General features: G+C 53.1%; 17 protein-coding genes. 13 read left to right on the forward strand and 4 right to left on the reverse strand.

What is annotated here, in order from left to right:
- The first annotated feature begins 104 nt into the window (after positions 1-104).
- The 3 genes from D7M11_RS10960 to D7M11_RS10970 are packed head-to-tail and all read left to right on the forward strand — an operon-like array spanning position 105 to position 3,358.
- Positions 105-1,502 (forward strand): ammonium transporter, encoded by a 1,398-nt coding sequence (locus D7M11_RS10960; RefSeq protein ID WP_120747237.1) that lies wholly within the window; start codon positions 105-107, stop codon positions 1,500-1,502.
- Positions 1,503-1,508: 6 nt separating this feature from the next.
- Complete coding sequence (locus D7M11_RS10965; RefSeq protein ID WP_120747238.1) at positions 1,509-2,639, forward strand: DUF294 nucleotidyltransferase-like domain-containing protein; 1,131 nt, start codon at positions 1,509-1,511, stop codon at positions 2,637-2,639.
- A gap of 5 nt (positions 2,640-2,644) precedes the next feature.
- Positions 2,645-3,358 carry an exonuclease domain-containing protein gene (locus tag D7M11_RS10970; RefSeq protein WP_240041050.1) on the forward strand — a complete coding sequence of 238 codons (714 nt, stop codon included), beginning with the start codon at positions 2,645-2,647 and terminating at the stop codon, positions 3,356-3,358.
- Here D7M11_RS10970 and D7M11_RS10975 read toward each other — a convergent pair.
- Both D7M11_RS10975 and D7M11_RS10980 read right to left on the reverse strand, forming a co-directional pair.
- Complete coding sequence (locus D7M11_RS10975; protein ID WP_158606555.1) at positions 3,355-3,792, reverse strand: M67 family metallopeptidase; 438 nt, start codon at positions 3,790-3,792, stop codon at positions 3,355-3,357. The two genes, D7M11_RS10970 and D7M11_RS10975, sit on opposite strands and share 4 nt — an antisense overlap.
- Before the next feature lie 142 nt (positions 3,793-3,934).
- A complete protein-coding gene (locus D7M11_RS10980) occupies positions 3,935-5,239 on the reverse strand; it encodes an MFS transporter (protein ID WP_120747241.1) in 1,305 nt (434 codons plus the stop codon).
- A 198-nt stretch (positions 5,240-5,437) separates the two neighbouring features.
- Here D7M11_RS10980 and D7M11_RS10985 point away from each other — a divergent pair, with 198 nt between their 5' ends.
- Positions 5,438-5,968 (forward strand): TlpA family protein disulfide reductase, encoded by a 531-nt coding sequence (locus D7M11_RS10985; protein WP_120747242.1) that lies wholly within the window; start codon positions 5,438-5,440, stop codon positions 5,966-5,968.
- 86 nt (positions 5,969-6,054) lie between these two features.
- Here D7M11_RS10985 and cimA read toward each other — a convergent pair whose 3' ends face one another.
- Positions 6,055-7,671, reverse strand: coding sequence for a citramalate synthase (gene cimA / locus D7M11_RS10990; protein ID WP_120747243.1), 1,617 nt, complete (start codon positions 7,669-7,671; stop codon positions 6,055-6,057).
- Positions 7,672-7,839: 168 nt separating this feature from the next.
- Between cimA and D7M11_RS10995 the strand changes: the two genes are divergently transcribed.
- From D7M11_RS10995 to D7M11_RS37730, 7 genes are all read left to right on the forward strand, one after another.
- Complete coding sequence (locus tag D7M11_RS10995) at positions 7,840-9,138, forward strand: DNA polymerase IV (RefSeq protein ID WP_120747244.1); 1,299 nt, start codon at positions 7,840-7,842, stop codon at positions 9,136-9,138.
- Between the two features lie 317 nt (positions 9,139-9,455).
- Positions 9,456-9,689 carry a ferredoxin gene (locus tag D7M11_RS11000; RefSeq protein WP_120747245.1) on the forward strand — a complete coding sequence of 78 codons (234 nt, stop codon included), beginning with the start codon at positions 9,456-9,458 and terminating at the stop codon, positions 9,687-9,689.
- 729 nt (positions 9,690-10,418) lie between these two features.
- Entirely contained in the window at positions 10,419-12,284 is a 1,866-nt protein-coding gene (locus tag D7M11_RS11005) for a CHASE2 domain-containing protein (RefSeq protein ID WP_120747246.1), read from the forward strand.
- A gap of 30 nt (positions 12,285-12,314) precedes the next feature.
- Entirely contained in the window at positions 12,315-15,587 is a 3,273-nt protein-coding gene (locus D7M11_RS11010; RefSeq protein ID WP_120747247.1) for a FecR domain-containing protein, read from the forward strand.
- A 53-nt stretch (positions 15,588-15,640) separates the two neighbouring features.
- Complete coding sequence (locus D7M11_RS11015) at positions 15,641-17,002, forward strand: hypothetical protein (protein ID WP_193556169.1); 1,362 nt, start codon at positions 15,641-15,643, stop codon at positions 17,000-17,002.
- A gap of 24 nt (positions 17,003-17,026) precedes the next feature.
- Complete coding sequence (locus tag D7M11_RS11020) at positions 17,027-18,634, forward strand: stalk domain-containing protein (protein WP_120747249.1); 1,608 nt, start codon at positions 17,027-17,029, stop codon at positions 18,632-18,634.
- Positions 18,635-18,844: 210 nt separating this feature from the next.
- A complete protein-coding gene (locus tag D7M11_RS37730; RefSeq protein WP_120747250.1) occupies positions 18,845-20,323 on the forward strand; it encodes a L,D-transpeptidase family protein in 1,479 nt (492 codons plus the stop codon).
- A gap of 132 nt (positions 20,324-20,455) precedes the next feature.
- On the opposite strand, the gene D7M11_RS37735 is transcribed toward D7M11_RS37730, so the two are convergent.
- Positions 20,456-20,590, reverse strand: a complete 135-nt coding sequence (locus D7M11_RS37735) for a hypothetical protein (RefSeq protein ID WP_275671684.1) — start codon at positions 20,588-20,590, stop codon at positions 20,456-20,458.
- Between the two features lie 183 nt (positions 20,591-20,773).
- On the opposite strand from D7M11_RS37735, the gene D7M11_RS11030 reads away from it, so the two are divergent.
- Both D7M11_RS11030 and yjbM read left to right on the forward strand, forming a co-directional pair.
- The gene (locus D7M11_RS11030) at positions 20,774-21,874 is read left to right on the forward strand and encodes a quinone-dependent dihydroorotate dehydrogenase (RefSeq protein WP_120747251.1); all 1,101 of its coding nucleotides are present in this window, start codon (positions 20,774-20,776) and stop codon (positions 21,872-21,874) included.
- Between the two features lie 23 nt (positions 21,875-21,897).
- Positions 21,898-22,701 carry a GTP diphosphokinase gene (gene yjbM, locus D7M11_RS11035; RefSeq protein WP_120747252.1) on the forward strand — a complete coding sequence of 268 codons (804 nt, stop codon included), beginning with the start codon at positions 21,898-21,900 and terminating at the stop codon, positions 22,699-22,701.
- Positions 22,702-22,731: the final 30 nt, after the last annotated feature.

Here is a 22,731-nt window from a genome sequence, read left to right on the forward strand (position 1 = left end):
ATTTATTTTAAAAATATTATTGTCTTTTCATGAGCTCGCGCGTATAATGGCACTAAAGCATTCGTAGTATGTTATTAAAACTAACACAAAAGGTGGAATTCGCAATGAAGAAGGTTCTGTTACTGTGCCTGACAATGCTATTCGCTTTTCCGGTGATGGCTTTTGCGGAAGGTGAGCCGTCTGCCGGGCAGCTCCATCTCGCTGTAGACTCCGTATGGGTCATGCTGGCGGCGATCCTGGTTATCTTCATGCAAGCCGGCTTCGCTCTGCTGGAAGCGGGTTCGACTCGAATGAAAAACGCCGGTCACGTCGCCGGCAAAACGATTCTTACGTTCGGCATCGCCGGTCTCGCCTTCTGGGCATTCGGCTTCGGTCTCGCGTTCGGAGACGGGGGCGGTCTAAACAAGCTGATCGGATTCGGCGGATTTTTCTTTGACGGCACAGAGGAGCAAACGACAACTTATTTCGCTTCGTTATCCGCTTCGCTCGTACCTGGCGCCATCAAATTTCTGTTCCAGCTCGCTTTCGTAGGTGTAGCGCTTGCCATCGCCTGGGGCGGCTTCGCGGAGCGGGCGAAACTGTCGGTTTACTTCGTCTTCGGTATTTTGTTTACGGTCGTCATCTACCCGTTCGTGGCGCACTGGATTTGGGGCGGAGGCTGGCTCGCCGAGCACGGCAAGCAGGATTTCGCCGGTTCGACGGTCGTTCACCTGCAGGGCGCAACTGCTGCGCTGGCGGCAACGCTGCTGCTGAAACCTCGTCTCGGCAAATATAATAAAGACGGCAAGCCGAATCTGATTCCCGGCCACAACCAGGTGCTTTCCGTTCTCGGCGTTATTATCTTATGGATCGGCTGGTTCGGCTTTAACCCAGGCAGTACGCTTACGGCAGTTAACGACGGCTTCTTCGGCTTTATCGCGATGAATACGAATCTGGCGGCTGCGGCCGGCGGCGTGGCGGCTTTGCTCGTATCCTGGCTTTACTTCGGCAAGGCGGATATCCCGAGTATGCTGAACGGCGTGCTTGCGGCGCTGGTTGCCATCACGGCTTCGTGCGCCTTTGTCGAAACGTGGGCAGCGGTCGTTATCGGTCTCGTGGCGGGAACGCTCACCTTTTTCACGGCGCAATGGTTCGAGAAGGCGGGCATCGACGATCCGGTCTACGCCTTTTCGGTTCACGGCATTGCAGGTATTTGGGGCTCTTTGTCCACCGGCTTTTTCGCCTCGCCGCGTCTTGTTGAAATTGTGGGCGTAGGCCGGGAAGGACTTTTCTATGGCGGCGGATTGCACCAGCTTGGCATTCAGGCGCTGGGCGTAGCGGTATCGTTCCTCTTCGTGTTCGTGCTTTCCTATGCGATCCTGTGGGTCATGAAGAAAACGATGGGGCTTCGCGTCACCGAGGAAGAAGAGATTATGGGGCTGGACATCAGCGAGCACGGCACGTACGGCTATCCGGAGCAAATGAAAAAATCAGGCAGCGGCACCGAAACGCTGGTTGTGTAAGCGATCATGGCGCGTTTGTCGGGGGTGAAACCGGGCGATATGGAGTTTTCTTGGATGGAACGGTTTGACGTATCGATCTATAACGCGGTGAGCACCGAACAGCTGCGCGGACTGAGGGACCGGATGTTCTTCGAGCTCCGGCCCTCCTTGTTTGACGACGTAACGGATTGGAACCGGTGCATGAACGAAGCTCACGACCGGCTTATTGCCGGGACGATCGCGCTTGCCGAGCAGACGCTTCGTCTGGAAGGGTACGGCACGCCGCCCGTTCCGTATGCGTTCCTCGCAGTTGGCAGTGCGGGGCGGATGGAGCAGACGCTTTGGAGCGATCAGGATAATGCGATCGTATTCGCCGAGCCGCCGCCGGATCAGCGAGGCGAGGCTGAGACGTATTTTCGCCAATTGGCGGAACGCGTGTTTGAGTGGCTTCAAGCTGCGGGGTACCCGCCGTGTCCCGGCAACGTGCTGTGCACGAATCCGCAGTGGCGCAAAACGAAAGCTGAGTGGGGCGACATGCTTAAGGAATGGATCTCCGATCCGGAGTGGGAGAGCGTACGTTACTTACTGATGATTGCCGATATGCGCTGCTTGTACGGTGACCGGCAGCTCGCAGACGAACTTCGCGGCGAGTATAGGAGCCTTACGACGGATAACCCGGCGCTGTTCGAGCATATGCTGCAAAACACGCTTCATCACAAAATTACGCTCGGGGTACTTGGCAACATCATTACCGAGCGGTACGGACAAGATGCAGGCTCCTTCGATGTCAAATACGGAGCTTATATTCCGCTAGTAAACGGAATCCGGCTGCTTGCCCTTGTAAACGGGATAACGGCTTCGTCGACGCTGGAGAGACTGGATGCCCTGGAGTCCAATAACGCTTATCCGGCTGAGCTTATCGAGCGCTGGCGTGAGGCGTTCGTTATCGCTCTTGAGCTGCGTTCTATGGCACAACACGAAAAAAACGGCGATATTTACTCCTCGCGCGGCATGCTCGATCCTGAGACGCTTACGAAGACGAACAAACGCCGCTTGAAGCGGTGCTTGCGTGCAGGAAGCGGGCTGCAGCAGGCGGTCGGCAGAACCGTCCAAAAAATAATCGAAGCCGTGCCAAAGAAACGGGGCGGTTCGGCATGAGCAGTATGTCCAAGTTTTGGCGATTGTACAAAATGGGCGGCATTACGCCTGCCGTTACGTCGATGTTTAATCCGCAAAGCGCGCAGCAAATGGCCTTTATCCGCTCCGTTATGAAGGAGCAGCGCAAAAACAGCATGTACGATATTCCGCTGCAAAAGCTGGAAACAGTTGTTTTCGATCTGGAAACGACCGGATTTTCCCCTTATAACGGCGATGAGATCATATCGGTCGGAGCGGTGGCGATGGTCGGCGACGATGTGCGGGAATCGGAGATCTACTACAGCCTCGTGAAGCCGGAAAAAACGATACCCGATACCGTCGTTCGGCTAACCGGGATAGGAAACGAGGAAGCTGCTGGCGCTCCGGAGCTGATCGTAGTGCTGAAGCAGTTTCTGGAGTTCGTCAGCCACCGCGTGCTGGTCGTTCACGGAAGCGGACACGACAAGCATTTTTTGAACTCAGCGCTGTGGAAAACATCGAAGGTCAACTTGTCCCATCGTTTCATCGACTGCCTGATTTTGGCTCAAAGGCTTGAGCCGAAGCGGGGCAGCTACGATCTGGATACGCTGCTAGGCGATTATGGCATTGAGGTGAACGGCCGCCACCATGCGCTTAGCGACGCGGAGATGACAGCGCAGCTGTGGAGATGTTTGCTTGGCGAGACGATTAGGCGGGATGTGCGGACGCTTGGAGAATTGTACGACTTTTTAAGCCGCTAAAAAAGCTTATAGGGGCAAGGGACGATTCGATTCGTCGCAGAATTCAGCCAGTAGGCCCGAACATTTGGGGAGTCCGGAGAGTACGGCGGGGCATAGGAAATGATCCAATAGCTCATCCGATCCCACGCAGTTCCGGTAATATCGTCTTCGGATGGATACGCCTCCGTTTGCGGATGCGAATGAAACAGGCCGAGTACGCTCAGACTGTCCCGTTCGGCGGCATACAAGGCGGCGATCCACTCCGCCTCGTCGAACCGGAACGACGCAAGCGGATTAATCGCACGGTTCGCGATCGGTGTCCATGCCGTGATGACGGCGGGATTCGCCGAATGGGTTTGGCTGGAGCCGAGTAACACTCCGCAGCCTTCGCGCGGTAGTTCCCTCCGGCAGTGCCAGGCAATCGCTTGCAGCACGCTTCGTTCGATATGTTGCACCGGACAGCGCTCCTTCCGATTTTTCCTTTTCATTATAAGGAGTTAGGGCGGACGGTGCAAAGTATGCTGTAACCTAAAGAGCTTTAAAAAATCGCCTGCTCCGTCAAGCCGGAACAGACGATTTTTTGTTGTGAAGATGGATTCAGTTCACCTGCTTGTCCGGTTTAATCATAAAAAAGACGAGACCTAACGCCAGCAGCGACAGAGCGGATACGGATATGAATACGATCCGGTCGGACACCCCCATCATCCAGCCAAACAGGGGAGGGCCGGCGGCTACGCCGAGAAAACGCAAGCTGCTGTAAAGCGAGGTAATCATGCCGCGTTCTTCCTTCGTGACCGATCCGGTTATCATCGTGTTCAGACAGGGGAGCAGAAGACCGGTGCCGATGCTGCTGACGGTCAGCAAGCCGATGAACAAATATAAGTTTTTGAAGAAGAAAATCGACGCTCCGAGCGATACGGTCATCAGGATCAAGCCGATATTCATCAGCCAGCGCATCAAAATGCCGTTTTTCTTAATGACGCTGCCCGTAATGTAGGACGTCGTAACCATGCCGAGAAGCGGGATGGCGAGAACGAGACCTTTTTTCACGCCATCTATATTGTAAGGATCTTTCTCGAGGACGTTGGACAAATAAAACAACACGCCGAACAAAATAAACAGCCCGAGCGATCCGGCGAAAAACGAGGTGATAAGCCAGCGGCCCTTTTGCTTAAATGTGGATTTGATCCCCTCGATATATTCCTTCAGCTTCTGAGGCTGTTTCTCCCGCTTCGGTTCCTTGATGAGAAAAATCATGGCGACGAGCGAAAGGGCACAAAATAACGGAAAGGCGAAAAAGGCGGCGTACCACACGATAAGGGCCAGCAGCGAGCCTAGTATCGGGCTTATTACCTTCCCCGCGCCGTTGGATGCCTCGGTTAGCCCCAGCGCTTTGCTTTCGGTTGCTCCCTTATACATATCGCCGACCAGCGCCATCGCGATCGGAGCCGTTCCCGCCGCCGCCAGCCCCTGAATGGCGCGCGCCGCGATAATGATGGTGTACGATTTCCAGACAGCTCCAAAGCCGGCCAGTATGCCTGCCGCGCCATAAACGATCAAGGAAGGAATAATAATCGCCTTGCGTCCGAAGCGATCGGACAAGTAGCCAAGAACCGGAATGAACAGGCCCGCCGCGAACGAAAATAAGGTGATGACGAGACTGCTCTGAAATTTGCTGATTCCGAGTATTTCCTGCATATCCGGCAATATTGGAACAAGCATGGAGTTGCCCAGCACAAGAACCATCGGAACGGTAGCGATAGCGAGAAATTCCAGCAGGCGCCCCTTCGAGCCGGATTCGTCCGGCTGCTTGTCCTTGGCTTCGGCATTCGTCTCCTGTTCGGTATCGGGAATGTCGCTTTGAAACGATATCGCAAGCCTGCGCGTTTTGGTTTTTTCCATGAGCGTCTCCCTCTTGAAGGCATTTGTACCGTTAATATGACCTCCGCCGAAAGCGGGCATTCGGTTTCTTTTTGCCAAAATATACGGATTACGACACCTGGGGAATGGAAATCGGCAAGCAAAGACGATAATATAGAGAGTAGGCTGGAATGTGCGGTCTACGGTTTGCGACAAGAACCTACAAGAAGGGGAACCAAGATGAAGCGTAACGTATTGATTCTAGTTGCCGTTGTGCTGTTGGCCGGTTTTGCCATTTATCAAAATATAGCCTCCAAGGATCGTCAAGCGTCCGCGAAGGAAGCTGCGCCAAAACCGAATTATTTGGCCCCGGGGTTCAAGCTGTCTTCGCTGGACGGCAACGTATACGAAGTCGGAGGCACGCGGGAGAAGCCGCTGCTCGTCAATTTTTGGGCTTCCTGGTGCGGACCTTGCGAGCTGGAAGCGCCGGATTTGAAGCAGCTATATGATAAATATAAAGATCAGATCGACTTTTACGCGGTAAACATGACCGCCAGCGACCGGATGGACAACATCAAGTCGTTTGTCAAGCATTTTGAGTTCAAATTTCCCGTGCTGCTCGATAGCGACGGCAAGGTAGGAGAACTATACCGGGTTAACGGGATCCCGATGACGTTTCTGGTCGACAAGAACGGGATTATTAAAGAAGGCTTCGGCGTTTTGCATCCGGATGAGCTGGAGAAACGAATCAAACGGCTGATCGAATCGTAAACCAATTGCAAGAACAGAAAAAGCTGCTTGAACGGATTATGTCCGTTTCAGCAGCTTTTATTTGTTAACTTGTATGCGGCGAACCCCTAGTGATTGACGATACCGAGTCTTTCGGCCGATGCTGTCTGGTTGTCGATCCTCGTTTTGCCGATTAAGGCGTAGCGGATACTGTCGACCAATGCTTCCCAGCTTGCTTCGATAACGTTCTCGGAAACGCCGACCGTGCTCCATGTATTGTCGAAGTCGGTCGACTCGATCAGAACGCGGACTTTGGCCGCCGTAGCATCTTTTTCGTTAATAACGCGCACTTTGTAGTCGGACAGATGCATTTGTTCGATATCCGGGTAATATTGAACGAGCGCCTTGCGCAGCGCGTTGTCCAGCGCATTGACCGGTCCGTTGCCCTCGGCCGCCATATAGACGGATTCGCCGTTCACTTGAAGCTTCACGATCGCTTCGGAGGAAATCGAGGCCCCGCCGTTTTTGCCTACGATCAGCTTGAACGAATCGACGGTGAACATGTCGGGGATATCGCCGAAAGCGCGGCGCAGGAGCAGCTCCAGGGAAGCGTCCGCCCCTTCGAACGAGTAGCCTTGATGCTCGAGCTCCTTGATTTTCTCGATAATTTGCTTTGTCTGGGTCGTCTCGTTGTTCATATCGAGATTCATCTCTTGCGCTTTGGCGAGAACGTTGCTTTGGCCCGCCAGCTCGGATACGAGGATGCGCTGCTTGTTGCCGACCAGTTCCGGGACGATATGCTCGTACGTTTTCGCGTGGCGCATAATCGCGGAGACGTGAATGCCGCCCTTGTGCGCGAATGCGGCTGCTCCTACGTAAGGCTGGTTCACCGGCATGTTCATGTTGGCGATCTCGCTGACGTAACGGGCAACCGAGGTCAGGCTTTGCAATTGCTCGTCGGAAATGCAGCTGTAGTTCAGTTTGAGCTGCAAGTTCGGAATGACCGAGCACAGATTGGCATTGCCGCACCGTTCTCCGAGACCATTAAGCGTTCCTTGCACTTGACGGGCTCCGGCTTGTACCGCCGCAAGGCTGTTCGCTACGCCGAGTTCGCAGTCATTGTGGGCGTGAATGCCGACGCGCGTCTTCAGCGTGCTGCAGACGAGACCGACGATCTCGGTCACTTCACCAGGCAGGGAGCCGCCGTTCGTATCGCACAGGACGATCCAGTCCGCTCCGGCTTCTTCCGCTTTTTTAATGGTGGACAGGGCGTACTCGGGATTGTTTTTGTAACCGTCAAAAAAATGCTCGGCGTCATAAATGACTTCCAGTCCACGGCTTTTCAAATAACGGACCGAATCGTAAATCATGTTCAAGTTCTCGTCCAGCGTCGTCTGGATCGCCGTATGAACGTGAAAATCCCACGATTTTCCGAAGATCGTGGCGACGGATACGCCCGATTCGATCAAACGGTTCAAGTTTGGATCGGTTTCCGCGTTTGAGTCTTTGCGCCGGGTGCTGCCGAAGGCGGTAATTTTCGCTTGGGACAAGTTCAGTTCCTTCGAGCGGTGGAAAAATTCAATATCTTTGCCGTTGCTTCCCGGCCAGCCACCTTCAATATAATGAACGCCCAGATGGTCGAGCTTTTGGGCGATTTTCAACTTGTCCTCGACGGAAAGGCTGATTCCTTCTCCTTGCGTCCCGTCCCGCAAGGTCGTGTCGAAAATGGTTACAGGGGTTGCCATCGTACGTCCTCCTTCACATTCATGAAGCGTAAAGCCGCGCTGCATTCCTTTCATTATAGCACTTTTACGTCTCGAAGTTGAAGTGTTTTCCTAAAAGTCGTATGCTTGGAATAACGTCTTTTACGAAAGCGCGGATATTCGCGCTCAAAGCGGTGGAGGTTGGCAAAGATGTCCGAGCAAACGAATCGGGACGGCTCTTATCCTCGAAACGGCCGGGTCATTTTGCATATCGACATGAACGCGTTTTACTGCTCGGTTCACGAGGCGGTAGAGCCGGACTTATATAAAGGAAAGCCTTTGGCGGTGGGCGGCAATATCGAGCTGCGCAAAGGCATTATCGTCACCTCTTCGTACCCGGCCAGGGCGAAGGGGGTCAAGACGGGCATGCATATTCGTCAGGCGCTGCGAATCTGTCCCGAGCTGATCGTGCTTCAGCCGGATTTTGACTTGTACCGGCAATTTTCGCGGCGCTTTATGCAGATCGTCTACAGTTATTCGCCGCTTGTCGAGGCGATGTCCATCGACGAATGTTTTATCGATATTACCGGCTCCAAACAGTTCGGCACACCGATCGAGATCGCTGCGCTTATCCAGAATCGCATCCGCGACGAGCTGCATCTGCCGTGTTCGATCGGCATCGCCCCGAACAAGCTGCTCGCGAAGATGGCGTCGGATATGAAGAAGCCGAACGGGTTATCGGTGCTGCGCAAGCGGGATGTGGAGAAGCTGCTATGGGATAAGCCGTGCTCTTACATGTACGGCATCGGCTCGCGGATGGGCGATAGGCTGCGCAAGCTGAATATTCGCACCATCGGCGAACTGGCGGCGGCGGGTGAATCGTTTCTGGTGAAACACTTCGGCGTATACGGCTCTTGGCTGAAACGGGCCGCGAACGGAATCGACGATTCCCCGGTTAATCCGGAGCGGGAGCAGAGCAAATCGATCGGCCATACGACGACTTTGCCGAAAAATGTCACCGAGCTGGCCGACATTTCCCGCGTTTTTCTCAACTTGTCCGATCAGGTCGCGCGAAGAATGCGGCGGCAAAAGCTCGTCGCCGGCACGGTGCAGATTACGATCCGCGATCCGGATATGAAGACGATCACGAGGGCGCAGACGATCCAGGTGCCGACGGAAAACGCCGACGATATTCACCGCATAGCCGTCAAGCTGTTCGCGGCCCACTGGGATGTCGGCAAGCCGGTGCGACTTCTCGGCGTAACGCTGCAAAGCTTGCAGCCGAAGCAAAATACGGTCATTCAGCTCGATTTGTTCGAATACGAGAAGCAGCCGAAGAAGGAGCAGCTTAACGAAGCGATGGACCGCATTCGCGACAAGTACGGAGAGGACGCGATCCTGACCGCCGGCATGGTCGGGAACGATCCCTCCGCCTGGATTCGCAATCACAAGCGAAGGGGCACTTCGCTGCAAATGGATCATCTTCGCGAGCGCGGATTGGACGAGTGAACATCCGCTAAAACGCGGTCGAACAACCCTGCATATTCATCGATCCATGTTTCTCTGTTCGTTAAAGAAAGCTTAACTTCGCTGGCAATATTTAGAGCGAAGTGGGGCTTTCTTTACCCAGAGAAACATCCGCTAAAACGCGGTCGAGTAACCCTGCATATTCATCGATCCATGTTTCTCTGATAACCATTTTCAATTACAAGTTTCGTGAACTTTCCTTACAGGAGAAGGCATAATTAGGATGACTTTACGTTTGAACTTTACAACGTTTTGTATTATAGTGGACAATAGAGTTATAAACTGAGGAGGAATCATTCATGGCGAAGTATACATTCGTAGATAAAGATACATGCATCGCATGCGGCGCGTGCGGGGCAACGGCCCCTGACATTTATGACTACGATGACGAAGGTCTTGCGGAAGTCATTTTTGACGGCGACAACAACCTGGGCATAACGGAAATCCCGGAAGATCTGTACGACGATCTGCAAGACGCCTCCGATGGCTGTCCTACCGATTCCATCAAAATTGCCGACACACCGTTTAACTAAGAAGCGCAGCCAAAACCTTTTCCTGAGGAAAAGGTTTTTTTGTGATTGTTAAAGAAAATTTAAGTTCGGTAAAGCGTTAAAGCGACACGAAATACGAATTTCTTTACCAATAATAACTTCCGCTAATCGCTCATCCTTGAAATGCGTCGATAGACGTTTTCTTATTGTGGAAGGCGGAAGTTCGCTAAAAGGTAAATCGGTATTTTCGACAATCGCTTCCGCTCGCCTGCCTCCAGGTAAGGGGAGCGCTGCAAACGGCACAGCCCCAGCGGAACTGCGAGTTCCGTTATCGTGATTTACGGGCCGTCTACATTGGTATAAAGGAAGCGATATTTCCTTTATGGCCCCAAATTCAGGTTCCGCGCGGGCAAACAGATGGCGATAGCGGAACTTTTGCTTCCCCTATTGCTCCGGATCGGGGCACTCCGTCGTCCATAGCGGAACTTTTGCTTCCGCTAATTGAGACCGGGGAAAGTGGCCATTAGCCGGACAACGTTTCCGAGCTTGACGGAGCCTGCCCTTTTTATCGTTTGCTTGGACGGCACTTTCAGAATTCGCCTATTTTCGACATGTTGCTAGACATAAAGACCCAAAAATTGATAAATAAAGTCGGTATTCCGCAATCGGGCGTTGCTATAAAATGTCATCGGTTTTACAATAGATTAGGGTAGGAGAGTGGTGAATAGTCCCTATCGACATACGCCTGCACGCCAAACGAGGAGGAATCGGATGAGTCGAAAGAACTGGAAAACGATGGTCGTTGCGATGACGGCTATTTTTTTGTTCGCCGCTCTGACTTATACAACCGGAACGGGAGGTTCGTTCCACTATATCGAGAATCCGCTGCGCGATGCGCTCAGCTCGAAGGTTGTTATGCAGCGCGAGCCGGACACGCGCATTAAAATTATTAAAATCGACTCCAAATCGCTGGATACGATCGGTCAGTTTCCGTGGGACCGCTCCGTATACGCCAGATTAATCGAAAAGCTGGAGCAAGGCAAGGCCAAGGCGATCGGGCTTGACGTCATGATCCCGGAGCCGAGCAAGGACCCGAAACAGGACGAGGCGCTAGCGGCCGTTATGGCCAAATATAATAATGTAGTGCTGCCGGTTAATTTCAATTTCCCCGCTAAACAGAAGGCTGACCATTTGCTCGAGTACGACCGCATCGAAGTTCCTACTGCCGCCATTCGCGCGCCGCGAAGCCAATTGGCCCACGTTAACGTATTCCCGGACAATGACGATAAGGTTCGAAGGCTTATTATAGGACTTCCCGAGAAAAGCGGCGAGCTTGTAGAAGCGTTCAGCGTGAAGCTGGCCAATTTTGCGCTGGATGAGAAGGAGCGGGTGAGATGGGATTCAGGTGAAGGGAAATGGTATCGCGGCTCGCAGGTGATCCCGGCGAATGCCCGAAACCAGATTATTACTCAGTACTACACGTCTCCGCGACAGGAGAAAGACTTGAGAACCGGCTACGATTCGTTCTCGTTCAGCGATGTTTTGAACGATAAGGTGGATGCCAGATCGTTTGAGAACGATATCGTGCTGATCGGACCGTATACGACGGGCATGCAGGACGAATTTATGACACCGATGAGCAGTTCGATCAAAATGTTCGGGGTTGAAATTCACGCCAACATGGTCCAGTCGATACTGGAAAACAAGTTTTGGCACGAAGCAAGCAAGCCGGTCGGGATTGGTGTTATCGCTCTGATCGTTTTGCTAGGAACGTTTCTGTTTCATAGATTCAGAGGAAAAGCGGCATTCTTTTTATTCCTCGGATTGTTTATAGGCTACATGTTCGTTTTTGTCATAGTGAATGAAGTCATGCATTTATACATACCGATCTTTTATCCGCTTTTTGCCATAATGCTGTTGTACGTCTGGTCGATAGTCAGCCATTATTTGGAGGAGCGCCGCGAACGCAATCGGGTAACGGGCATTTTCGGCCGCTTTGTGCCGAAGGCGGTCGTCGACCAAATGCTGACAAGCGGAAGAGAAGTGAAGCTGGGCGGCGAACGGATGGATATATCATTAATATTCGTAGACATCCGCGGATTTACGACGCTTTCGGAAAAACTCGAGCCCGAGCAGGTCATCCAGTTTTTGAATGAGTACTTGGATGTTTGCACGAAAGCGGTGTTCAAATATAACGGAACACTCGACAAGTTTATCGGCGATGGGGTCATGGCGATGTTCGGGGCGCCGGTCCGGTATGACAATCATGCCGAGATGGCCGTAAGAGCTGCTCTTGAAATGAAGAAGCAAACGGCGATGCTGGAGGAGAGGCTCATGGCGAAGCTGGGCTTTACGGTCCGCTTCGGCATCGGCATCAACTGCGGTCCGGCTATCGTCGGCAATATCGGCTCCGAAGATCTCCGCCTTGACTATACGGCCATCGGAGATACGGTCAATCTGGCGGCCCGTTTGGAATCGAACGCCAAGCCGGGACAAATTTTGATCAGCGATCATGTTTATGAGCGCGTCAAGCATTTGTTCGATATCGAAAGCATGGGAGAAATCAAGGTGAAAGGGAAGGAATTGCCGATAACGATCTATCAGGTGCTCGCAGACAAATCGGCGGCTGCCGAATAGAGGTGCGAGTTTACTCCTGCAAGGAAAGGGATGGAACCAGTGAAAATAAGTAAAATGCTGCCGATCACGCTATGCCTTACGCTGCTGCTCGGTATGCTGTCCGGTTTGTTCTCCGGGGCTGCTATGGCGAAGGAGAGCCGGGCCGCGATCGTATCCAGCGTTAAGGGCACTGTTATGGTGACGAAAGCAGGCGGCTCGACCGAGTATCGGGCTTTTGACGATATGAGCCTGAATCAGGGCGATCATATTCGTACGGAAGAGGGCTCCAGCATTGTGCTGAAAGTCGTAGACATGGACGAAGAGGTCACAATCGGGCCGAATACGGAGCTGTACATATCGTCCTTGGTCGAAGACGCCCAAGGCGGAAAAAAATCGAAGCTGAGCGTATGGGCGGGCTCGCTTTGGTTTAAAGTGAAAAAGCTCGTCAATGCGGACGACGAGTTTGAAGTGTCGACGCCGACAGCGGTCATGAGCGTACGCGGTTCGAACGGTTATATCGAAATGAGAATGGGACAGCTGAACGCACTTATGCTGTCTGGCATTTTGGAGACAGCTTCGCCGAATGCAGGGACATCCGGCTCTGGTCCCGCCTTCATTTATCCGGGTCAGCAAATATTACAATCCCTCGGAAATGCTGACGACTATAATGAAAATGTAGCACCGCTCGACATCAGCGATTTCGTTGCGAATGCGTCGCCGGAAATCATTCGCGCGCTGCTTTCGACGATTCAGCAAATTCGGGAAGAAAACAGCCAGTTCGTGAATGATTTGCAGAACGGGACAAAGCAAATTGATCTGAATAATGGCCTTGTTTTGGACAACCCAGACGATCTACAAAATTTCGGCGGTAACTTGACGAGCTTGATTGCAGGTATTGCGAACGAAGCTATTCAGTCCAGCAAGCTTCCTCGGAATGAAGTTCAGGAACTGATCAAAAAGGCGAATGAAAGCTTGCAAAATGACCCGATCGATCTGGAACATGCGAAACCGTTCGATCCGTCCTTAGGTTTAAAGCCGGAGCTGCTCAAGCAGAAACAGCAGCGGATGGAAGATTTGAAGCGTCAACTCGAGCAGCGGCGGAATGAGCAGCAGCAAAATCTGCAGAAAAACAAAGAGCTGCTGGAACGTTTGATGGCCGAACGGGAGCGTCAGCAGCAGGGAAATGCGGCTGAACAGCAGCGCATCTCGCAAAGCTTGCCGGGCAATGCCGGCGGTGGAAGCGGCAGTCCAGGAACCGGTGGAAGCGGTAGCGGAAGTACCACAGCGCCCGGCGATAATGGCGAAGGAAGCGGAGACGGTACGGGCGGAGAAACGCCTGTTGATCGAATGCCGCCTGATTTGAGCGTAATCCACCCGGGCGATGGCGTACATGCGGTAAACAGTATTGCCCAGGAAATTTCCGTTTATGCCGAGCAAGGCTCGACCGTACAGATTTTTAAGGATGGTACGACTTCACCGCTCGATACGAAAACCGGACTTGGACCGAATGTGAAAGTAAGCTTTGCGGTGAGCTTGAGCGAAGGACTTAACACATTCACAGTAACAGCAAAAGACGTGGCAGGTAATGTTACGTCGAAGACGGTAAAGTACGAGCTGATTACCACAGTGCCCGAGCTTTCGGTACAGCCGGACAGCGAAGCAATAGTTGGCTCGAATCAGCAAACGATTAAGGTCAGAACGGCGCAGGGCAATCAAATCAGCCTGTATAAAGGCGAAACCTTACTGGAAACGAAGCCGGGAGCCGGAATGACGACCGATGTGGAGTTCACTGTCGCAGGTCTGACTGAAGGACTTAATACGTTCACAGTAAAGGCAAAGGATGCGGTTGGCAATATTGCGACGAAGACGGTGCAGTTTAAGCTGGTAACGACGGAGCCCGAGCTATTGATACAGCCAAACGGTGAAGCAATAGTTGGCTCGACTCAGCAGACGATTAAGGCCAGAGCGGAGCAAGGCAATCAAATCAGCCTGTATAAAGGCGAAGGGCCGAATGCAACATTACTGGAAACGAAGCCGGGAGCCGGAATGACGACTGACGTGGAGTTTATCGTCACAGGTCTGACAGAAGGGTTCAACACGTTCACAGTAAAGGCAAAGGATGCAGGCGGCAATATTGCGACGAAGACGGTAAAGTTCAAGCTGGTAACGACGGAGCCTGAGCTTTTGGTACAACCAAACGGTGAAGCAGTAGTTGGCTCGAATCAGCAGACGATTAAGGCCAGAACGGCGCAGGGCAATCAAATTAGCCTGTATAAAGGCGAAGGGCCGAATGCAACATTACTGGAAACGAAGCCGGGTGCCGGAATGACGACCGATGTGGAGTTTACCGTCACGAATCTGGTGGAAGGGCCCAACAGGTTCACGGTAACGGCGATGGACACGACAGGGAAGATAACATCCAAGACGGTGCAGTTCAAAGTAGACACCATTAGACCCGATGCGCCGAAGGTGGATGAAAATCAACCTCGGGTGTTCACTTCCGGTATTCCGCTTGTGCTCAGGGCTAAAGGGGAAGATGGGGCTAAGATCGAATTACGGAATGGACAGACACTGCTCGGCTCGGCAACGGGAAAAGGGACCACGGAAGCGGATTACGTCGAAATTCCGTTCAGCCTGAATGACGGTTCGTACACGCTGCAGCTTGTGGCAATCGATAAGGCCGGTAACGAGAGCGATCCGAGGTCTGTACCCGGTGTTGAGATTCAGCGGAACGCACCGGCATCGCAGCGGAACATAGGCTTGAAGGTAGTGCCGAACCAGCAGGTCAGCTTTGTGGCAGGAGAGCCGCTACAGCTCAGAAGCAATGATTGGTTCGATTTGGGTGTGGTTATGAGCGATTTCCCGTATGCGGCAGACGGCTTCTATGCGATCGAGCTGCACTTGAGATTGGGCGAAGGAATAAAATGGGTTGGAGAATCTAACGAAGTTGGAATGACGGAGTATTACGATAAGGAAACTGACTACGTATTCTCGACTGTCAACAGCGCTAGCACAATGGGCGTAAGGCCGGATAATGACAACCCAGAAAGCGAGTATACGTCCGAAATCATATACGTCGTTACGGCGTACGCCTCGGCTGCTTCCGATCCAGGCAATATAAGCGGAATTACTGGCGAGAAGGTGCTGGTCCGCATACCATTGTACGCGATCGACATGTACATTGAAGACCCGGAAATCCATGACGCCATTACGATCCAGAAAGTAATTATTATGAACAAAAACGGAACCAAGCTTGAGGGCCTACACTATCAGCCGGCTTCGCTCGAATATTGGATCGAGCCGAGAATGGGAATGGGGGTATAGCTTTGATTCATCGACTAGAGACTCATTCGAAAGTGTTATCCTTCGTCCTTATATTGACGCTGACCTTGGGGATGCTCCCCTTGCTCGGCTTGCTTGGCGCAAAAGAAGCTAGTGCTTTTGAGCAGCCGACTATCAATTGCAGCAGTGTAGCGAATCAGGTTTATATTTCGGTATATTCCAATACTGCACCCAACCCGAAATGCTATAATACAAGTACGGTCCTTTTGGACGGTGTAGGCAATTACATCGTGACTCTGCATATTACGGAAGACTATAATCCCGAATCGACCGTAATGTCTAAAGTTCAAAACGGTGTTAGTCAAGAGATTGAGCCAATCACTAGGACAGGAAGCCAGATTGTGTTCGAAGTGGAGGGTTTTCTCGGTGCCGAGCTTCATTTTGCCGTATTGCCTTATTGGATGAATACACCAGGGATTTACTACAAGGAGAAGAACTCTTTTACATTTTGGGACACCAGGTTGTATCAGTGGATTTATCCGACAACTCCTCCGAGCCAATTCGATATTTATTTATCGCAAATGCAGGAGTACAGCGCAGCCCGTATTGTGGGTTCGACTGGAACACTGCTTGGGGAAGCGAATCTCGTAAACGGTCGCGCATTCATCCCGAACATATCGATTGAACAAGGGAATCGGATCTATGGTCTCCTCTTGAACAACAATCTGATCGAAGATTCATTCTTTGTAGGATATCGGCCTCCCGGTATGGAGTATTCATCCGTATACAAAACGGTAGCCAAAGGATTTGATCCGACGGCTAATCTGTACTACCATACTAATGTTGACTCCTTGAATGGTTACCCGGATGAGGACTCTGTGACCGAACAACCGGCAAATCAGGTATTGTATTATTATGCGAAGTATGGGGAAAATCCAATCCTTCGCCTACAGAACGGGAACGACGTACGGTTTATAACGATTACGGAGGAAGAGACCATCTTCTCGCCGTCCGATCTGTACACGGTGACGCTCACTAAGACTTTACCGGAATCGAACGTACAATTGAACGGCCAGATTGTTTACTCGAAAGAACATATTGAGGGAAATTACTATATCGACACTCCCCACCTCTCGGATAGTCTGGGGCGGGTTACGTTCGTACACTTCATGCCGAATAAAGTATCGACAATACCGAATTATTTTTACTATGAAAACGAAATGGGTCTCCCTTTTACACTCGTGCCGACAAGCGTAGTCGATCCGGTGCAGGGCGGGGAGGCGAATCTTTCGGTCGTATCCGTTACCCGCCCCGGTTCGCCCGATCCTTCGAAGTTCGATCTGGCGGATCTGGTCTGGTTCGCCAAAAACGCATATCGCTTTGACATCGACCAAAATGGTGTCCACGACGGAAACGATTTAACCGATTTGATGCATTTACTAGCGCCCGGTTACTAGACTAAACGAGCAAAGGAGAAACCGATGAAAAAATCGTTGAAGCTTATAGCGGCGCCGCTGCTTGCCGCAGCCTTGCTTCTCGGGGGAACGACGGCCTTTGGTGCCGGCATCGACCAAGCTTTGGTCGGCGGAGAAGGGCAACTGCTCGCCGGAGTTTCCACATTTGCCGGAAAAGGCGACTTGGGTGAAGCGAACGGCAAAACGGCGGAGTCGACGTTCCGCGCTCCGTGGAGCGTGCTGCCGCTGAAGGACGGAACGATTCTCGTAGCCGATGCCCGCAGTAATTTGATCCGTAGAATCGCCGGGGATGAGGTGACCACTTTCGCCGGTATCACGATCAGCAAGGATGCCTATAACTATCCGATCGGTGCTCTGCTCGACGGCAAGTCGGCGGCAGCCGTTTTCCAGCAGCCGAAGGGACTCGCCGCAGACAGCAAAGGCAACATTTATGTGGCCGATGAGAAAAATCATGCCATCCGCAAAATCGAAACGAATGGCGATGTCACAACGCTGGCCGGAAACGGAGTACTCGGCAGCAAAGACGGTAAAGGCAAGGAGGCGGCGTTTTATTCGCCCCAGGATATCGCCGTTGCCGCAGACAGCACCTTATACGTAGCCGATACGCTCAACCATGCGATTCGCAAAATCACGCCTGACGGCACGGTGTCTACCTTGAACTCCAAATCCACCCGCTCTGTCGAGGTGGCGCCGGGGCAGTACGTACCGGCCGGCGACTTTGCAGATGGCGCCCTTTCGTCGGCGAAGTTTAATGAACCGACCGGACTGGCCTTCGATGCGAAAGGCAACTTGTTCGTAAGCGACTCCGGCAACCAAGTAATCCGTTACATCGATTTGGCCACCAATACGGTATCGACCGTTGCCGGCAGCACGGCTGTCAAATATGGCGCATCGGAACTGTATGTAACGGGAGAATTTGCCGACGGCAAGGCGGCAGGGGCAAAGTTCAATTTCCCGAGAGGGCTGGCCGTCACGAAAGATGGCGGACTGCTTATTGCGGACAGTCTCAATCACGCGATTCGTTATTTGAAGGACGGGATTGTGCGTACGGTTGCCGGGGACGATCAAGCCGGTAGCAGCGACGGTACGGAACGGAACGCAGAACTGCACCATCCTTCGGACGTAGCGGTGACGTCGGACGGCAGCTTGCTTGTGGCCGACGCCTACAATAACAAGATCCGAAAAGTCGCTTTCTACGAGCTGCCGGCGGGGGTTAAGGCGGACGGAACGATCAAGGTGGTCTACAACACGCGGCTGATCGAATTCGACGCGCAGCCGGAACTATCGAACGGCCGTACGATGGTGCCGGTCCGGGTTATTGCCGAAGGGCTCGGCTTCGACGTTAAATTTGCGGAGCAGGCGGAAACCGGAGCACGCAGCGTAAGTTTAAGCAAGGGCGGCACAACGATCGGGCTGACGATTGACAAGTCCGAGCTTGTGAAAACGGTGAATGGCGGAAGCCGGCTTACGAAAGAGATCGACGCTGCGCCATACATCAAGGATGACCGGACATTTGTGCCAGTGCGCTTTTTTGCCGAAGAGCTTGGCCTGGACGTAGAGTGGAATGAATCGACCCGCACGGTTATTTTGCGGGACAAGACGGACGGCCAATAAGCCGGATCTGTTTATGTTTTCGATAGAAGTCTGTCCTTTCGACAGGCTTCTTCTTTTTTTGGGCGAAACGGTCCCTTCAAAACGGCATCAGCCTGACCGATAATACTGGTAGAGTTACTTGCGTTTGTTTGAGTACAGCGCCGGCAGCTTCTATATATAGTAGAAACGGGATGGCGGACGACCCGCGCATACAGGAGGGATGAACCCGGAATGGAAACGCCGCCGGAAGATAAAGTATATTTGAAAGATTACATCAAAGAGCATCCGAACAATAAAATGGCCTGGTATTTGCTGGGCCGTCAATATATGGCCAAAGGCGAGGTAGGGAAAGCGAATTATTGCTTCCAGCAAGCGGGAGAAGTATTCAGCGCGTTCGAGAATAAATTACCGCACTGCTCCAAGGAGGATCAAGCAGCCGATGCGAACGGCGCCGGGGAGACGGCGGCAACCGGACGCAAACGAGCCGGGTGGAAAACGGCCGTCGTCGCCCTGTTGCTTCTGCTCGGAAGTTATATTCCGGTTCAGTCCGATCCGCTTTCCGGAACATCCGCAGTTTCGGAAGCGAGCGGGGTGCTGGAGGCCGGACTTGAAGCAAATCAGGCGCTGCTCGCCCATATGGGAGGCGAAGCATTCGACGTCGTCTATACGGTAGGAGACAGTCCTGGAGCAAGCCGGACGGGGCAGATCGGGGAACTGTTAACCCGTTTTCAGGATAAAGCGAAAACAAAAGCGGAGTCGCTGCTGCTCGCCGATCCCGACTGGAACGGGGGGCGCAAATGGCTCCTGTGGCCGTCGCCGGTTCGTCCGGTCGTCCTGGCAGAGCGCTCGGATACGGCAGCCGGCACGCGCCTGACCTATTACGATGCCAAGACATGCCAGTGCGAGCCGGCTGCTGGGGCATTGGCCGCGATCCGATACAAAGAATGGCAAAGCGCCCAGCTCCAGCAGTTGATCGTCCGTTCCGCTGTAGCCGGTTATGAAGCGGTGAACGGCAAAACGCCGGATTCGATTGAGCAGCTAGCCCGGAGTTATCCGGATAACTGGCTGTCCGGTTATACGCCGGCGATGAAAACCTATTTCGATCGGTGGAAGGGACAGCGGCAAGAAGGGCCGGCTACAGGCGGCAAGCGAGACGGAGGAGCGGCGAGCGCAGGTTCGGGCGGACAAGCCGGACAAGCCGGACAAACGGGGCAACCGTCGTCGCCCGCCGCATCGCCGCTGCTGACGTCGGATGAGGCGCTGAAGGAACCGATGCGCATTCTGATCGATAGAACGACCCATACGCTTGCCCTTGTTAGCGGAAGCGTTGTCGTTCGCAGCTATCAGGTCGGCTTGGGGGGCGACCGGACGCCGGTAGGAGAGTTTACGATTACCGAGAAGGTGCGCAATCCGAACGGCCGCGACAACGGAACATTCGGAAGCAGGGGCATGACGCTTTCGGATACGCTGTATGCTATACACGGGACGAACCAGCCTTCCAGCATCGGCAAGGACAAGTCGCTCGGCTGCATACGCATGCTGACGCCCGACGTCGAAGAGCTGTTCGACCTCGTGCCGAAAGGAACGAAGGTTGTAATCGGCGACAAGCTGGATATTCCCTCTGGGGCGAATCGCGCCGAAGCGGCTCTGCGGCTGCCGCCGGCCGCGGACGAGACGAATCCTAACAAAACGTACAAATGGCTGGACTGACAGCAGATTGCCGGACTTTACAGTTTCCTAAAGCGCAATAACCCCTTTCCCTGTACCTGCCGTAACACGATAGACGAGGCTTGGTCAGGGAAAGGGGGCGCAGGGAGTTTTTCGCTTGCCACCTCGCGGCTGTCACGGATTCCAGATGAGCAGCACGATCATGAGCAGCACGATCGCGCCGATAACGGAGGCGACCCAGACGATCGCCTTTTTGTTCATTTCATTTTTAGGTTTGCGCTGCATGTAGTTCGGTTTCCGGTTCGCCATTCGCGGATCAACCTTTCCTCTTCCTTTTCAGAATAGTATAACAAATCGGAATTCGCAATGAAAGGGTTTGCACGAGCGTTGGAGGCGTTCTTCAGTGCTGCTTCCCGAAACGTTGGACTTTCTTTTTGCCGCGGAAACGGATAAACTGATCGATAGAGTCTACAATAAGGTGGAGTGTACTGCATGATTTACCGCAATTTGGCAAAACCCATTTTATTTCAAATAGACGCCGAGAAAGCGCATCATTTGACTGTGGACGGGCTGGGAGCCGTTAGCCGGGTGCCCGGCATGTCCTCGCTCATCCATACGTTTTGCGGCGTGAAGAGCGATCCGGCTACGACCGTATCGCTGTGCGGAATCACGTTTCCGAATCCGGTCGGGCTTGCGGCCGGGCTCGACAAAAATGCCGCGGCGGTACGCGGCTTCGCTTCTCTCGGCTTCGGTTTCATGGAAGTCGGCACGGTTACCCCCAGACCGCAGCAAGGTAACGATAAGCCGCGTCTGTTCCGGCTGCCTGCGGATGACGCGCTTGTGAACCGGATGGGCTTTAATAACGTAGGCGCGGAGACGATGGCCGCTCACTTGAAGCAGGCCGGCCGGGTCCGTATTCCGGTTGCGGTCAATATCGGCAAAAATAAAGATACGCCGAACGAGCAGGCTGAGGACGATTATCGCAAATGCGTGCGGACGCTGTATCCGTACGGCGATTTCTTTGTCGTTAATATCAGCTCCCCCAATACGCCCGGCTTGCGCAATTTGCAGCATGGAGCCGAGCTGCAAAGCCTCGTTCGCGCCGTCAAGGACGAGATGGACAAGGCGAGCAAAACGTACAAGCTGCCGCTGAAGCCCGTTTTTGTAAAAATCGCGCCGGACGTAACGGAAACCGAGCTGGAGTATATGGTAGAGTCGCTTGTGTCGAGCGGCGTCTCCGGCGTTATTGCCACGAATACGACGATTGGCCGGGAAGGGCTGCGCCACCCGAATGCGAAAGAAACCGGGGGCCTGAGCGGCAAGCCGCTAACCGAGCGTTCGACGGATATCGTGCGCCGCGTATACCGGCAGACCGGCGGCAAGCTGCCGATTATCGGCTCGGGGGGCATTTTCACAGCGTCAGACGCATATGAAAAAATACGTGCCGGAGCAAGTCTCGTGGAGGTGTACACAGCTCTTATTTACAAAGGGCCCGGCCTTCTGCGCGAATTGAACGAAGGCTTGCGCGGCTTGCTTGAGCGGGACGGATTCCGGCATGTTTCCGAAGCGGTCGGATCCGGTGTAAAAGCATGACAACGGGTTCAGGAGGCGGTCGTATGGACAGCAGGGATTGGAAAAAGTTTTTGATTCCATACGAGCAGGCGGTCGAGGAGCTGAAGGTGAAATTCAAGACGCTCCGCACGGAAATGAAAGCCCGCGAAGAATACTCGCAGATTGAATTCGTGACGGGGCGAGTAAAGCGTATTTCAAGCATTATGGAAAAGGCGAAGCGGCTTCAAGTTCCGATGGACCGGCTGGAGCAGGGAATCGAGGATATAGCGGGCATCCGCATCATGTGCCAGTTCATCCAGGATATCCAAAGCTTGTCGGAGCTCATTCGGCAGCGTAAAGATATGTCCGTCGTCTACGAAAAAGATTATATTACGAATTATAAGGAAAGCGGCTATCGCAGCTACCATATTATTATCGAATATCCGATCCAAACATCGCTCGGTCAAAAAACGGTGCTGGCGGAAATCCAAATGCGTACGCTAGCGATGAATTTTTGGGCGACGATCGAGCATTCGCTGAGCTACAAGCATCGCGAGAGGCTGCCCGAGGACGTCAAGCACCGGCTGCAAAAGGCGGCGGAAGCGGCTTACGCGCTCGATCAGGAAATGTCGCATATCCGCGACGAAATTATGGATGCCCAGCGGCTGTTCGAGGACAATTCGAACCTGGTTTCGAAGCTGCTGAACCAGATTCAGGATTTGTATTATTACCATCGCGTGCGGGAGGCTGCGGGCTTCCAGCTGAAATTCAACGAGCTGTGGGAAACGGAAGATATAATGGGCATGCGGGCTTTGGCGGTGCAGGTAGAGGAAGCGGCGCTGCGCGCTAAAAAGTCGGATACGATCTGAGTACCCGCACACGCTTGGAAGCAGAGGCAC

The sequence above is a fragment of the Paenibacillus ginsengarvi genome (assembly GCF_003626695.1).
Lineage (GTDB): Bacteria > Bacillota > Bacilli > Paenibacillales > NBRC-103111 > Paenibacillus_AB > Paenibacillus_AB ginsengarvi.

Excerpts from the sequence above, each read along its gene's own strand:
- D7M11_RS10960 (WP_120747237.1), top strand. The coding sequence starts at position 105 with ATGAAGAAGGTTCTGTTACTGTGCCTGACAATGCTATTCGCTTTTCCG.
- D7M11_RS10965 (WP_120747238.1), top strand. The coding sequence starts at position 1,509 with ATGGCGCGTTTGTCGGGGGTGAAACCGGGCGATATGGAGTTTTCTTGG.
- D7M11_RS10970 (WP_240041050.1), top strand. The coding sequence starts at position 2,645 with ATGTCCAAGTTTTGGCGATTGTACAAAATGGGCGGCATTACGCCTGCC.
- D7M11_RS10980 (WP_120747241.1), bottom strand. The coding sequence starts at position 5,239 with ATGGAAAAAACCAAAACGCGCAGGCTTGCGATATCGTTTCAAAGCGAC.
- D7M11_RS10985 (WP_120747242.1), top strand. The coding sequence starts at position 5,438 with ATGAAGCGTAACGTATTGATTCTAGTTGCCGTTGTGCTGTTGGCCGGT.
- cimA (WP_120747243.1), bottom strand. The coding sequence starts at position 7,671 with ATGGCAACCCCTGTAACCATTTTCGACACGACCTTGCGGGACGGGACG.
- D7M11_RS10995 (WP_120747244.1), top strand. The coding sequence starts at position 7,840 with ATGTCCGAGCAAACGAATCGGGACGGCTCTTATCCTCGAAACGGCCGG.
- D7M11_RS11000 (WP_120747245.1), top strand. The coding sequence starts at position 9,456 with ATGGCGAAGTATACATTCGTAGATAAAGATACATGCATCGCATGCGGC.
- D7M11_RS11005 (WP_120747246.1), top strand. The coding sequence starts at position 10,419 with ATGAGTCGAAAGAACTGGAAAACGATGGTCGTTGCGATGACGGCTATT.
- D7M11_RS11010 (WP_120747247.1), top strand. The coding sequence starts at position 12,315 with ATGGAACCAGTGAAAATAAGTAAAATGCTGCCGATCACGCTATGCCTT.
- D7M11_RS11020 (WP_120747249.1), top strand. The coding sequence starts at position 17,027 with ATGAAAAAATCGTTGAAGCTTATAGCGGCGCCGCTGCTTGCCGCAGCC.
- D7M11_RS37730 (WP_120747250.1), top strand. The coding sequence starts at position 18,845 with ATGGAAACGCCGCCGGAAGATAAAGTATATTTGAAAGATTACATCAAA.
- D7M11_RS37735 (WP_275671684.1), bottom strand. The coding sequence starts at position 20,590 with ATGGCGAACCGGAAACCGAACTACATGCAGCGCAAACCTAAAAATGAA.
- D7M11_RS11030 (WP_120747251.1), top strand. The coding sequence starts at position 20,774 with ATGATTTACCGCAATTTGGCAAAACCCATTTTATTTCAAATAGACGCC.
- yjbM (WP_120747252.1), top strand. The coding sequence starts at position 21,898 with ATGGACAGCAGGGATTGGAAAAAGTTTTTGATTCCATACGAGCAGGCG.